The sequence below is a fragment of the Citrobacter sp. MGH106 genome (genome assembly GCF_001037495.1).
Lineage (GTDB): Bacteria > Pseudomonadota > Gammaproteobacteria > Enterobacterales > Enterobacteriaceae > Citrobacter > Citrobacter murliniae.
On the sequence record NZ_KQ089823.1, the window covers coordinates 363,081 to 377,120 of the forward strand.

Annotated in this window: 13 protein-coding genes; 9 read left to right on the top strand and 4 right to left on the bottom strand. The window is 48.5% G+C overall.

The annotated features are described in order from the left end of the window. Positions 1-325 precede the first annotated feature (325 nt). The 3 genes from SK36_RS21295 to SK36_RS21305 all read left to right on the top strand — a co-directional run bounded on the left by SK36_RS21295 (position 326) and on the right by SK36_RS21305 (position 5,652). Positions 326-3,058, top strand: a complete 2,733-nt coding sequence (locus tag SK36_RS21295; RefSeq protein ID WP_048223145.1) for an autotransporter outer membrane beta-barrel domain-containing protein — start codon at positions 326-328, stop codon at positions 3,056-3,058. 224 nt (positions 3,059-3,282) lie between these two features. Beyond that, entirely contained in the window at positions 3,283-3,660 is a 378-nt protein-coding gene (locus tag SK36_RS24500; protein WP_052369297.1) for a hypothetical protein, read from the top strand. A gap of 495 nt (positions 3,661-4,155) precedes the next feature. Continuing rightward, positions 4,156-5,652, top strand: coding sequence for a C69 family dipeptidase (locus tag SK36_RS21305; RefSeq protein WP_048223146.1), 1,497 nt, complete (start codon positions 4,156-4,158; stop codon positions 5,650-5,652). Between the two features lie 60 nt (positions 5,653-5,712). Here SK36_RS21305 and SK36_RS21310 read toward each other — a convergent pair whose 3' ends face one another. Next, positions 5,713-6,615 carry a LysR family transcriptional regulator gene (locus SK36_RS21310; protein ID WP_045448868.1) on the bottom strand — a complete coding sequence of 301 codons (903 nt, stop codon included), beginning with the start codon at positions 6,613-6,615 and terminating at the stop codon, positions 5,713-5,715. A gap of 237 nt (positions 6,616-6,852) precedes the next feature. Here SK36_RS21310 and SK36_RS21315 point away from each other — a divergent pair, with 237 nt between their 5' ends. The 3 genes from SK36_RS21315 (at position 6,853) to SK36_RS21325 (ending at position 9,195) form a co-directional block, all read left to right on the top strand. Beyond that, the gene (locus SK36_RS21315) at positions 6,853-7,860 is read left to right on the top strand and encodes a zinc-binding alcohol dehydrogenase family protein (protein WP_048223147.1); all 1,008 of its coding nucleotides are present in this window, start codon (positions 6,853-6,855) and stop codon (positions 7,858-7,860) included. Then, positions 7,861-8,166, top strand: a complete 306-nt coding sequence (locus SK36_RS21320) for a putative quinol monooxygenase (protein WP_045448872.1) — start codon at positions 7,861-7,863, stop codon at positions 8,164-8,166. A 126-nt stretch (positions 8,167-8,292) separates the two neighbouring features. Next, on the top strand, positions 8,293-9,195 hold the full coding sequence (locus SK36_RS21325; RefSeq protein WP_045448874.1) for a carboxylate/amino acid/amine transporter: 903 nt from the start codon (positions 8,293-8,295) through the stop codon (positions 9,193-9,195). Between the two features lie 28 nt (positions 9,196-9,223). Here SK36_RS21325 and nlpA read toward each other — a convergent pair whose 3' ends face one another. Both nlpA and SK36_RS21335 read right to left on the bottom strand, forming a co-directional pair. Then, complete coding sequence (gene nlpA / locus SK36_RS21330; protein WP_045448875.1) at positions 9,224-10,042, bottom strand: lipoprotein NlpA; 819 nt, start codon at positions 10,040-10,042, stop codon at positions 9,224-9,226. Between the two features lie 207 nt (positions 10,043-10,249). Next, positions 10,250-10,666, bottom strand: coding sequence for a GNAT family N-acetyltransferase (locus SK36_RS21335; RefSeq protein ID WP_048223150.1), 417 nt, complete (start codon positions 10,664-10,666; stop codon positions 10,250-10,252). A gap of 129 nt (positions 10,667-10,795) precedes the next feature. Here SK36_RS21335 and SK36_RS21340 point away from each other — a divergent pair, with 129 nt between their 5' ends. Beyond that, positions 10,796-11,089: a YicS family protein gene (locus SK36_RS21340; protein WP_048223152.1), complete on the top strand. Its 294-nt coding sequence runs from the start codon at positions 10,796-10,798 to the stop codon at positions 11,087-11,089. A gap of 36 nt (positions 11,090-11,125) precedes the next feature. Here SK36_RS21340 and SK36_RS21345 read toward each other — a convergent pair whose 3' ends face one another. Further along, on the bottom strand, positions 11,126-12,073 hold the full coding sequence (locus tag SK36_RS21345; RefSeq protein ID WP_045448881.1) for a LacI family DNA-binding transcriptional regulator: 948 nt from the start codon (positions 12,071-12,073) through the stop codon (positions 11,126-11,128). Positions 12,074-12,365: 292 nt separating this feature from the next. Here SK36_RS21345 and SK36_RS21350 point away from each other — a divergent pair, with 292 nt between their 5' ends. Then, positions 12,366-12,680, top strand: coding sequence for a PTS sugar transporter subunit IIB (locus SK36_RS21350; protein ID WP_045448882.1), 315 nt, complete (start codon positions 12,366-12,368; stop codon positions 12,678-12,680). Positions 12,681-12,692: 12 nt separating this feature from the next. Then, positions 12,693-14,024, top strand: a complete 1,332-nt coding sequence (locus SK36_RS21355) for a PTS sugar transporter subunit IIC (protein ID WP_045448884.1) — start codon at positions 12,693-12,695, stop codon at positions 14,022-14,024. Positions 14,025-14,040: the final 16 nt, after the last annotated feature.

Below are 14,040 nucleotides of genomic sequence, written 5' to 3' on the forward strand. Positions count from 1 at the left end.
GAAGTTATAATAACACCGCAAAAAATAAAAAAACCTCATTTAAATCACCAAAATTCCAATAATGGATTAAATAACAAAACAAATTGAACTCAAAATATAGAAATGATTATTCTATTTGCGAGATTTCGTGAGACTGCACAAGCACCAGAAGAAGTATGTCGTATATCTGTGCACGCGGAATTTTAAATAACTACGGTGACTACATGATGTTTATCTGAAGAGATAGATAGGGGATTTTACTATCCGTCCTCTCTGCCCTCTGAATTATATCTCGAATATATAGTGTTGCCGAGAGCATTCTTTTTTGCATAACAGGAGTTTTAGATTGAAAAGTTGTGGCAAGTTCCATAAAACACGAATCGCCCTCGCGTGCTCTTTAGCTGTAGCATTTCAAGCTTCGGCAACAGACATTTCGAATGGCGTATGGGATACCTTCATTTACGATGGTACTTCAGGCGTAACTTATCAGGGATATGCGGACTGGAACGGCGCAGATGCCAATATTTACCCTGTCATCAATAACTCCGTCGTAAACGGTGTTATTTCGACAAATTACCTTGATGCAGATACAGCCAATCCAAATTCACTCTCCATCAGTAATACGACTGTACATGGAATGGTGACGTCTGCTTGCATGACGTCAGGTTGCACTGACGTCGAGCAGAACTATAACGATCCGCTGACATTGACCGTTAATAATTCAACTATTGATGACAGCTTTGAGCATTTTGATTATTACAACACCGATGGTACCTCTGCGGGTTCTTTACCAATCTATAATCTGGGTACAGCAATTACGCTTGATCAAGAAAGCAATATTGCCATTGAAAACAACTCTCACGTTGCTGGTATTACACTAGGCCAGGAAATTCAGGATTACGCCGACAGCGGTAGCACTGACAGCTTTGTAGACAATATTGTTGTCAATGATTCTTCCGTTACCTCTGGAGCCTGGACTGAGCTGGATACGTCAGGTTTCTACGGTCAGTCAGAAAAACCTTCTGATTACACCGGCGCACTGACAATGCAGGCTGATTTCGATGTGAATGGCGATGGTGTCATTAATAGCAATGATCAAACCATCAACATGAATGATGTTGCGATTGCGGCTATCGATAATCCGGATTCAACTGAATCCATGAAAACCAATGCAACATTCAACAATTCAACCTTAACGGGCGATGTGTTGTTCGTCAGTCGTTTCAATAACGGTTTTGCACCTGCAGGTGTTGATACCAATGCAGACGGCGTGATCGATTCTAACCTGGGTTATGCTGATGACAGCCTGAACCAGGACGAAATGAACCTGACGCTTGATAATGGAAGCAAGTGGGTCGGTGCGGCAATCTCTGACGTTGATGCAACAGCAACACTGTACGATATTGCAGCAAACAGCCTGATTCCTTCCTCAACTTATAACGCCGACACGGGATATGTTGATGGTGCAGCCGTCTTCCAGAGTGGGATCTTTAACGTAACGCTGGATCATGGTTCTGAGTGGGATACCCGTAAAGCTTCCGATGTAGATACCTTAACCGTATCTAATGGCTCGCAGGTGAACGTAGAAAGCTCTGCGCTGCTGGCCGATACCATCAACCTGAATAGCTCTTCATCCATGAACATCGGTGATGATGGCCAGGTAGATACTAATGCCATGAATATTGATGGCAACAGTACGGTGAATCTGACAGAGGAAACGGCAAATTTATATGCTAATACCATTACTGTCAGCAATGGCGCAGCACTAAATATTGGCACGGGTGAAGTCGACACGCATAACCTTGTCCTGACTTCAGGTGGTCAGCTTGATGTGGGTAGCCGCGAATATGTCCTGAACAGTGACATGAACACGGGTTATACCAATGGTAATACCGATAACGCATCTGACTATGGTGTAGTCGATGTGAATTCTGATGGTCATCTGGCAGTCAATGGCGATGTCGCAGGTAACTATAAAGTTAGCGTGAATAATGCCACCGGTAAAGGCTCTGTTGCTGATTATAAAGGTCATGAGCTGATTCGCGTTTATGATGATAACACCGATACGCAGGCTTCCTTTACCGCAGCAAACAAAGCCGATCTGGGCGCTTATCAGTATGAAGCTCAGCAGAGCGGTGATTCTGTTGTACTGAAACAGGATGGCTTAACCGATTATGCCAATATTGCGCTGAGCATCCCGTCTGCTAACACCAATATCTGGAATCTGGAACAAGATGCACTGGCAAATCGTTTGGATAATGGCCGTGTAAATCAAAACAGTCAGGATACTGGCGGTGCATGGGCGACTTACATCGGCGGTCACTTCCAGGGAGATACAGATACACTAAGCTATGATCAAGATACCAGCGGCATCATGGTTGGTTTTGATAAAGCGATTGAAGGTAATGGTGCGAACTGGATTGTCGGTGCCGCTGCCAGCTTCATGAAAGGTGATATCGATGATCAAACCGGCCATGTCGATCAGGATAGCCAGTCTGCTCGTGTTTATACCTCTACGCGCTTTAACAACAATGTCTTCGTTGATAGCACATTGAGCTACAGCCACTTTGATAATGACTTGTCTGCGAGCATGAGCAATGGTAATTCAGTAAGCGGCAACGGTATCTCTTCTGACGCCTGGGGTCTGAATCTGAAAGCTGGTTATGACTGGAAATACAATCAGAATGGCTACGTTACTCCATACGCAAGCATTTCTGGTCTGTTCCAGGATGGTGACGGATACCAGCTCAGCAACAATATGAATGTTGATAGCCAGTCTTATGACAGCATGCGTTATGAAGCAGGCGTCAATACCGGCTATACCTTTAGCTTCGGCGAACAGTCATTCGTTCCGTATGCAAAAATCGCATATGTGTATGATGATTCAGATAATAACAGCGCAGATGTTAATGGCGATGATATTGATAATGGTGTGGGTGGTTCAGCAGTACGCGCCGGGTTGGGTGGTCAATTCAACTTTACTAAAAACTTTAGTGCATATGCCGGCGGTGATTATCTTGGCGGAGCTGATGTCGATCAAGACTGGTCAGCAAATGCTGGTGTGAAATATACCTGGTAATAAGTTAATGCAAAGGCCTGCTACTGCAGGCCTTTAATTATTAGGGGAGCGCTATTCCAATTGCATTAGTAAGATATTAAAAATCTCTTCAAGTATATTTTTGCACATCCCAATAATGCACCAGAATGCCTCCCATCATTAACTTCCGCCAAAAAATCAAGATATTAAAATCAATTCCAGACCATTAAATATCATCATATCAATTAACATCATGGATATTTATTATGAACAAGCAGTGGATGTGCTATTTTGTTGCTCTTATTATTCTCAGTGGTTGTGTTGATGCAACGCATCCAACAAACGATGTGACTAAAAATAAAGCTTCAACGGATGACTCACTTTTCTCAGACAGCGAGTGTATTAATAACTTCAACGTACTACGAAAAGTTGATCCTGATAAGTTTATGCTTTATCAAAAGCAGTTCACTGAAATCAATAAAAGCTATGATTTTTATGATAAAAACTCAACCATTCTGGATAAAGACCATAAAGAATTGATCGCTATGGAGGCCAATTCAAAGCTGCATTTAATCTGCGCTCGAGTTAAAAATGCCGCCTATGCCGGTATCGAAAAAAAAATGTACGCAATCAGCCAATTGTGATTTGAGTATCGACTACCAGCAAGTTCACTGAGTGTGTAATAAATGGCATTTACAGCTTCATTCTTCGCCGGATAACGCTTATACGTGTCCGGCCAACAAAGAACATAATGTCCAATCAACTTTCCAATACCACCCTTAATATTTCCAGTAGCCTGACATCTTTCATCGCAACCAACAGCATCTGTTATTTTTCGACACAATTATCGCCGTCAACTTACGCGACACACGTCACTGAATTTGTCGATGTGCCATTGCTATTCTTTCCCCCGAATCAGGAAACATCCTGAATACCTCGATATTCATTGCGTAATAATTGAGCGAAACGGGCACTTTATTTTGTCCAGAAGACTTCAACCTACCAATGGATATTTGGAGAAAACGTGGGCAGGGGCGTTTATCTCTCTGGCGAGCAATGTCTGAGCGTTCGGACGTTATCGCATTTCAGCAAACGGTGTGTTTCCGGTGTATTTATGGCGTACTTATGAGGGATATTTAATGTTTACGTTTAAAAAGTGCCTGATTGCACTTTCTATAAATTTGGCTGTTGTTTCATCAGGTTTTGCTTGTACGACCCTGCTGGTCGGCAATGAAGCGTCGGCGGATGGATCCATGTTGGTAGCCCGCAGTGCAGACAGCGATGCCCTGAAAGCACAGCATTTTGTCATTCATCCGGCAAAACAGAATCAGACCGGTGTGTACAGCACCAAAGCGCATAATGGCGCGAATGATTTTACCTGGCCGCTGCCAAAAAATTCCCTGCGTTACACCACCGTTCCAAACTGGAAAACGCAACTGCATGGCGCAACCGGTTTTAACGAACTGGGCGTCGGCGTGAGCGGTACAGAATCTATTTTTGCTTCGCCAAAAGCGCTGGCCGTCGACCCATATGTTGAAGACAAAGGCATCACCGAAGACGATATTCCGGATATCCTGCTGTCACAGAGCAAAACAGCCCGTGAAGCGGTGGCGTTGCTGGGACATATCGTTGAAACCGCCGGGGCTGGCGAAGGCTTTGGCGTTGCCGTGGTGGACGATAACGAAATCTGGTATCTGGAAACCGGTAGCGGCCACCAGTGGATGGCACAGCGTTTACCGAATAATCAATATTTTGCCACTGGTAATCAGGGACGCTTACAGGATTACGATCCTAAGAACCCTAATATGATGGCGTCAAAAAACCTGGTTGAGTTCGCGACCGAAAAAGGTCTTTACGATCAGGCAAAAGATGGCAAATTCAACTTTTCCAAAGTCTATACTCGTGACGATGAGCGTGACCGCACATATAACGATCCCCGCGTCTGGACTATTCAGAAAGAGTTCAATCCTTCCGTAAAACAGGATATGGCCGCAGGTCGTGAATTCCCGGTATTCATGACGCCAGAGAAGAAAATGACGCTGGACGATGTGAAATCTGTGTTGCGTAACCACTATGAAGGCACCAAACATGACCCTTACACCAACGGCCTGAACGGTAAAGAGCCGTGGCGTCCGGTCAGTGTCTTCCGTACCTACGAAGCGCACGTTATGCAGGTACGTCCGTGGTTGCCAAAAGAGATTGGTGAAACAACCTATATTGGTCTGGGTATGGCCGATCTTACCGCCTTTGTTCCCTACTATAGCGGCCTGAAAACGTATCCGGCCAACTATACGATGGGCACGAACAACGCTGACGATCAATCCATTTACTGGAAGTATCGCAAATTACAGACGCTGACCATGACGGACTATCCGAAGCTCGCCCCTATCGTCAAAAAAGCCTACAAAGCGTGGGAAGACAAAGTGGCGAAGGAGCAAAAAGAGGCTGAGGCAGAATATCTGAAGATGGCAAAAACCGATAAACCCGCCGCCGATAAGATGCTGAATGACTTCAACCTGCGCATCATGGCCGATGCCGAGAAGCTAACCGAAGACCTGACTAATCAGTTGTTCACCATCCGCACCAAAGACATTCAGTCTGATATTTTCTTTGCTAACGCCAGCAAAAAAGACTGAGTGACCGCAGAGTAGAAAGCAAGGTTAAAGACCTGATGATTCTGGTGCAGAGCAAGAACGTTAGCTCTGCGCCAGCATTTCACACCGCGCCTTCACGGCATCGTGCAATAACCGTACCGCCGTTGAAAGCTGTTTACGGTGTGGGCAAATCATATTTAACGGAACTTTTTCCCCCAGATACCCCGGCATCAGCAACTGCAAACGACCGTCACGCACATCTTCGCTCACATCCAGCCACGACTTATACGCAATCCCCTCACCGGCAATCGCCAGACGCCTTATCACTTCGGCATCATCGCTCATAATGGTGCTGTTGACCTGCACGCTACTGACTTCACCATTACGCGTAAACGTCCAGCGATCATGAAGCCGCCCGCGTAATACAAAGGTCATGGCGTTCAGCTGCGCTAAATCGCCAGGGTGTTGCGGCTCACCGTATTGCGCAATCCAGTCCGGAGAAGCCACCAGCACGCGGCGATTACCTGGCGCGACGGGCAACGCGATATAAGACGCGTCTTCGGTATTACCATACCGAAACGCGACATCGACGGGATCTTTAAATACATCGGTCACCTGGTCGGAGAAAAAGACCCGCAGGCGCAGCGCAGGATAGCGACGACGAAACGACTGAAAGACCGGCAACAACAGATTCCGTCCGAGATCGGACGGCACCGCAATTTGCAGCATGCCTGAAATCTCATCTTCCGGCGTCTGGATTTTTTGCAATCCGGCGTGCATTACATCCAGCATCTGACGGGCATAGGGCAACCAGATCTCACCTTCCGGTGTGAGCCGCAGGCTACGTGTGGAGCGAGCGAACAGGCGAATCGTCAGCGTAGACTCCAGACGCTTGATAGCTGAACTGACCTGGGCGGGCTGGACGCCGACTTCGCGCGCCGCATCACTAAAACTGTTCAGCGCCGCGGCGCGGACAAACAACGTGAGATCTTCAAGCCGGAACATTTTCACTCCTCGAGTATAAGTCCTGTCGCCGTGAGGCTATTTTTCCCGTTCTGATGCCGGTTTACCATCGAATTATTCAACAGATACACCCTAAATAATTCGAGTTGCATGAAGGCGGCAAGGGAGTGAGTCTCCTGGAACATAGCGAACTATGTGACTGGAGTGAGCGAGCGTAGCCAACGCACATGCAGCTTGAAGTATGACGGGTATAAATAGATTCCTGTAACCGGAGAGACTATGAAAGCTATCGCCATTACCCACGCCGCAACCAACGGCAGCAATATTGAATTTTTACAAGAAATTGACCTGCCGGTTCCGATCGCTACCGGACATGACCTTTTAGTTGAAGTGAAAGCTATTTCCGTCAACCCCGTCGATACCAAAGTACGCGAAGGTTTCAATGCCGACGTGCCGCGCGTGCTGGGCTGGGATGCGGTTGGCGTGGTGAAATCCGTGGGCGATGCGGTGACGCTGTTCGCGCCTGGCGACGAAGTCTGGTACGCCGGTGCGCTGGGTCGTGCTGGCAGTAACAGTGAATTTCAGCTGGTTGATGAACGCATTGTTGCGCTGAAGCCACAATCACTGGATAACGCTTCAGCGGCAGCCCTGCCGCTGACCGCCATCACTGCGTGGGAAATGCTGTTCGACCGCCTGGGCGTTGAGGAAAATGGCAATGAGAATGATGTTTTATTGATTGTCGGCGCTGCAGGCGGCGTTGGTTCTATCCTGACCCAACTAGCCAGTAAGCTGACCAAAATGACCGTTATCGGTACGGCATCGCGTCCGGAAAGCCAGAAATGGGTGCGTGAAGCGGGCGCTCATCATGTGATTGATCACAGTAAACCGCTGACAGAAGAGCTGGCACGAACAGGCATTAAACAGGTGACCCACGTCGCCAGCCTGAACAATACCGAGCAGCACTATCAGCAGATTATTGCCGCGCTGGCGCCACAGGGAAAACTGGCGCTAATTGACGATCCGCAATCCCTTGATGCGCGTCCGCTGAAAACTAAAAGCATTTCTCTGCACTGGGAATTTATGTTTACACGCTCGATGTTTGAAACACGCGACATCATTGCCCAGCATCAGCTACTGACCCGCGTGGCGCAACTGATCGACAGCAAGGTTATCCATACCACGCTGGGCGAACATTTTGGTGTCATCACCGCAGCTAATTTGCAAAAAGCCCATGCCCAAATTGAAACCGGTCGTTCAGTGGGCAAGATTGTTCTGGAGGGATTTTAAATGCCTGACTCTACGGTGATTTCAATCATAGCGGTGCTAAAAGCCAAACCAGGGAAAATCAACGCACTGAAACAAGCGCTGCAAGCCCTTTTGCTACCCACTCGCCGGGAGCCGGGCAATATTGAGTATGCGCTGTTTCAGTTACGCGATACGCCGGATGTATTTTACGTGCGTGAATCCTGGCGAGGCCAGGCAGGTCTGGACGAACATATCGCCTTACCGCATTTCCAGACGTTTATTCTGCAAATGAACGACCTGCTGGCCGAGCCGCTGCGTCTGGATTATCTGACACCGATAGACGCTTAACATTATCCCAGAGCTCCCTGCCTGGCGGGGGAGCTAAAGACAGTGCATGAGGTATTCCTGCTGTCAGAGTCATCTCTGCTATGATGTCTGCACACAAATAAGACAATACATTATGCAGAGGGAAAGATGAGTTCCACCAGAAGAGGGATGATGAACGTCCTGATAGCCGCCGTATTATGGGGAAGTTCAGGCGTTTGCGCGCAGTACATCATGGAGCAAAGTCAGATGTCGTCGCAGTTTCTGACCATGACACGTCTGATTTTCGCCGGGCTCATTCTGCTGATGCTCTCTTTTGTGCACGGTGACAAAGTCTTCTCCGTTATCAAAAACCGCAAAGACGCCATCAGCCTGCTGATTTTTTCTGTGGTCGGGGCGCTCACCGTACAACTGACCTTTCTGCTTACCATTGAAAAATCCAATGCCGCCACCGCAACGGTACTGCAATTTTTGTCACCGACAATTATCGTGGCGTGGTTTTCGGTGGTACGCAAAGCGCGACCGGGAATATTAGTGCTGACGGCGATCTTCACCTCGCTAATCGGCACATTCCTGCTGGTCACCCACGGCAACCCGACGTCGTTATCCATCTCGCCTGCCGCGCTGTTCTGGGGGATCGCTTCGGCATTTGCTGCCGCGTTCTATACGACATATCCCTCTGTGCTTATCGCGCGTTACGGTACGCTACCGATTGTCGGCTGGAGCATGTTGATAGGCGGCCTGATCCTGCTCCCATTCTATGCCGGGCAGGGAACGAACTTTGTGGTCAATGGCAGTTTGATTCTGGCATTTTTCTATCTGGTGGTGATCGGTACATCACTGACGTTTAGCCTGTACCTGAAAGGTGCGCAGATGATTGGTGGGCCGAAAGCGAGCATTTTGAGCTGTGCGGAGCCACTGAGCAGTGCCTTACTGTCCCTGCTCCTGTTAGGCATTACGTTCACTTTACCGGACTGGCTCGGTACGCTGCTGATCCTCTCTTCAGTGGTGCTGATTTCAATGGATTCCCGCCGCCGCGCCAGAACGGCATAACGCCAACCAGCGCGGTGACGGGCGAATATTACCAGCCCGGTACCGCGCCGCCGTTAAAGATTTTCTCGGCTGCTTTCGCCACTTCCGGTGACTGATAAGATTGCAGGAACTCTTTTACGTTCTCTGCATCTTTGTTGTCTTCCCGCGCCACCAGAATATTCACGTACGGTGAGTTTTTGTCTTCAATAAATACGCTGTCATGTACCGGGGAAAGCCCGGTTTGCTGAATGTAGGTGGTACTGATAATTGCCACATCCACTTTCTGATCGTCCAGTACACGCGGCAATTGCGCGCCTTCCAGCTCCATAATATTCAGATGGTGTGGGTTATCAGTAATATCCAGCGCCGTCGGCAACAGACCAGTGCCCTCTTTCAAGGTAATCAGTTTTTCTTTTTGCAACAGCAATAGCGCACGTCCGAGATTAGTTGGATCGTTAGGAATCGCAATTGTCGCGCCGTCTTTCAGCTCGGCAACGGTTTTGATTTTTTTCGAATAACCCGCCATCGGGAAGACAAAGGTATTGCCCACCGCCACCAGCTTAAAGTTATGCGCTTTATTATCCTGCTCCAGGAAAGGACGATGCTGGAAGACATTGGCATCCAGTTCACCATGATTGGTTGCATCGTTGGGTAGTAACGAACCGCTGAACCCTACCAGCTCAACATCCAAACCGTACTTCTCTTTGGCCACTTTCTTCGCAACCTCCGCCACATCCTGCTCTGCGCCGTTAATCACGCCGACTTTGATATGTTTCGCATCACTGCTTTGCTGATCGCAACCTGCCAGTAATATTCCCGCCAGCAATAATGCCGCCCCGGCCCCGAAATGAGGTATGTTCAGTTTCACGTTTTTATCCTTTTGAAATAACCGCCTGATGAGTAATGAATTGACTATAGCGGGAAGGCTGCTGCGGTTTAAAAAACGAAAAAGTATCAGCAAGAAGAAAAAAGCATAACGAAGGAATATACAAAAAAATGCCCGGTGGCACGACGCTACCGGGCGACACGATTTCTCAACTCTCGGTGGATATTCAGCAAGCCATCCTTCCGGTCATCAAAATGATTTTGATAAATAATGGCGTGCTGCCCCTTTTTCCGGGAAGTCTTCGAGGGTCATTTGTAACTGGTAACCGTTCTTTTGATAAAACGGCAACGCCTGGAAACTCATGGTATCAACCAGCGCATGCAAACACCCTCTCTCGCGCGCAGTCTGTTCTGCCGCCTGCATCAGCTTTGTGCCATAACCGCCTTTACGCAGGGATTCATGCATCCATAAAAACTCAATACACAGCCACTCACCTTTGATTTTACCAATCAGCCCACCCAGTATCTCGTTACGCTCATCGCGCCAGTAGACCGCCAGATCGCCAAAATTGGACGTTTTCAGGAACTGGAGATTGTAAGCACGCAGGCCGGTGAGCAGCGCATTCTGATCATCTTCTGTAACCGTATCCGTAATCTGTATCTGCATTCTATCCTCCTGAAAAACTACAACTTCTGGCTGATTAATTTTTCTACACTAACACAGGCTGATGAGTGAGCCGTATGCCGACTACACTTACTCTTGAAATTATGCGCGTCGACAACAAGGATTATTAACATGAAACGAGCCGTTTTTCCGATCATTGCCATTCTTTTCATGCTGCCGGGTCTGGCGCAGGCCGACTCGGCTTACGGTTCGCTACAGTCAGTTCACGAAAAAAACACTGTGCTGAAGGATTTACGTAAGATTTGTACCCCACAGGGGTCGCCATCGGATGAGGTGTGGGAAAAAACGATTATGGCTGATTCACGTAATCAGCAGCATATTCGCGAAGCCATTTTGGCAATACAAAGAAGTCATCAGGACAACTACTGGGAAGCACTTAGTAAGGTTGAATGTCCGGATATCTAGGCGCGAAGCAGAGTGCTTAACGCCTGATTGATACCGTTACCGCTGAGGAATAATTAAGTCTCCGCGCAGCACGTACGAACTCAGCACACTCTGCGTTTTTTCATTTAACCAGCTGACTATACGTGCGGCCATGGCATCCATTGAATATTCAATAGCCGGGATTGTCGGGATACCGGGCAGGTGCAGTGTACCGGCCAGGCTAAAGACCATAATGTCTTCCGGTACGGATTTATTAAATGCCTGCAACTGCGGGATCACACGCTGGGCCTGCTGTTCATCCGCCACCAGCAGCGCGTTAAAATTGAGCGTTGACGCGTTATTTAGCAATTCCTGCAAGGCCACTGATGATGAAGTCGCTTCCATAAACACCAGATTGCGGTTAAAGGGCAGGAAATTTTTTTCCAATGCATGTTTGTAACCCAGGAGTACCTGGTCGGAGAAACCCATACCATCCGGGTGGATCAACGCAATCTGGCGGCGATGCTGGCTAATCAGGTAGTTACATGCCGTTTCGGTAGCGAATGCGTGATCGAACTGGATGCTGTTGACGTCATCGCCAGACTCCAGGCAATCCACCAGAATGACATTATCCTGACTAATACTTAACGGGAAACGTGCGCCAATAATCAACACGTCATCGCACAAACCGCAGCTTAGCTCATCAAGGGCGCTCATCACTTCCGCTTTGGTATTGGCAAAGCGAAGGAGGAGGTGTTTTTGATGCTGGCTAAGATGCTTTTCCAGCGCGTAGAGATAGCCCGTTGTCTGATTGATGTTGTCCTGTGCGCATATCACGCCAATGCAGCCTGTAGACTGGCTCAGCAGCGACTGTGCAATCACATTCGGACGATAATTGAGTTCATCCACCGCCTTCAACACGGCGAGACGGCTGGCCTCTTTTACGCCACGTGATCCGCTCAACACGCGCGACACAGTAGCTTTAGATACGCCAGCCAAACGCGATACATCGTTGATAGTAGACATCATTCTCCCCTGACAGGACCCGCCTGGCCCTTTCCTTCCTGTATTTAACATTGGCTTAAATAATCGCCACTCGCAGTATATCTGTTTCCGTTTTTCATGGAAACCGATTTTCCATTTGCACTCAAAAAGAGTTCAAACCACCAAATTTCGTGAGCTGGATTCAAATAATCAGCCTTATACGCATCAGATCTTGATGGCCATCACAGTTCCGTTTGCTACGAATGGAAACCGGTTTCCGTATGATATCAAATCAAACTCGCAATATGTTTTTACATTTAAAGGATGGCTAACAATGTTCAGGATTATGCTGTGCTGCTCTGCAGGAATGTCCACCAGTTTACTAGTTCGCAAAATGGTTGAAGAGGCGGACATTCGTGGACTACCGGTGAAGATTGAGGCATACGGTGTTGCCGAATTTGACACACAGTTTCCAAATTACCAGGTGGTGCTACTTGGCCCCCAGGTAAAATATATGCTTAACACACTCTCAGAAAAGGCTGCCACCCAGGGTATACCCGTAAAAGCCATAGATATGATGGATTACGGTATGCAACGTGGTGACAAAGTGCTGGATTATGCTCTGTCGCTGATTGAAGCGGCACACTAGAAAGGTGTCAATATGAGTTCGTTATATCAGTCAATGGTTGCCGTCATTGAACAATCCATCACCCCCCTCGCCGGAAAGCTGGGACAGCAAAAGTATGTGATTGCGATTCGTGACGGTTTTACGGCGGCGCTGCCGTTTATGATCATCGGCTCCTTCATGCTGGTGTTTATTTTTCCTCCGTTCTCTGCCGAAACCACCAACAGCTTTGCCCGTGGCTGGCTTGATTTCTCTGCCACCTATCGCGAACAGTTGATGCTGCCGTTTAACCTCAGCATGGGTGTTATGACGTTCTTCATCTCCGTCGGCATTGGCGCCAGTCTGGGCCGACAGTTTAACCTCGACCCGGTAATGTCCGGTCTGCTGGCCTTTATGGCGTTTTTACTGGTTGCAGCCCCCTATGCCGACGGGAAAATCTCTACGCAATATCTCTCCGGTCAGGGGATCTTTACCGCGCTGATCACTGCTATCTATTCCACCCGCATGTATGCGTGGCTGAAGCAGAATAACGTGACCATTCGCCTGCCTAAAGAGGTGCCGACCGGCGTCGCCCGCTCATTTGAAATCCTGATTCCGGTTCTGGTCGTGATTGCGACCCTGCATCCGCTAAACCTGTTTATCGAAGCACAAACCGGAATGATCATTCCGCAGGCAATAATGCACCTGCTGGAACCGCTGGTTTCCGCTTCTGATTCCCTGCCCGCAATCCTGCTTTCCGTCCTGCTGTGCCAGATTTTCTGGTTCGCCGGGATCCACGGTTCACTGATTGTCACTGGCATCATGAATCCATTCTGGATGGCCAACTTATCTGCCAACCAGGCGGCTCTTGCCGCTGGCGCTGCATTACCACATGTTTATCTACAAGGCTTCTGGGATCACTACCTGCTCATTGGCGGCGTGGGATCGACATTACCACTGGCATTCCTGCTGCTGCGCAGCCGCGTCGCACACCTGCGGACCATCGGCAAAATGGGAATTGTGCCTAGTTTCTTTAACATCAATGAGCCTATTCTGTTTGGTGCGCCGATCATCATGAATCCGATGCTATTCATTCCGTTCGTCTGCGTACCGCTGGTTAACGCTGTGCTGGCATATAGCGCCACAAAACTTGGCTGGCTGGCGCAGGTTGTTTCACTGACACCGTGGACCACACCAGCACCAATTGGTGCTTCCTGGGCCGCGAACTGGGCATTAAGCCCGGTGGTGATGTGCTTTATCTGTATGGCGATGTCAGCGCTGATGTACCTCCCTTTCCTGCGCGCATACGAACGCTCTTTGATGAAAACTGAAGAGCAAAAGGCCCAGGATGCCGTCTCCGTGGCGAACGCTGCCCGTAGCAACTCATAATCGATCAAGGAGTCAG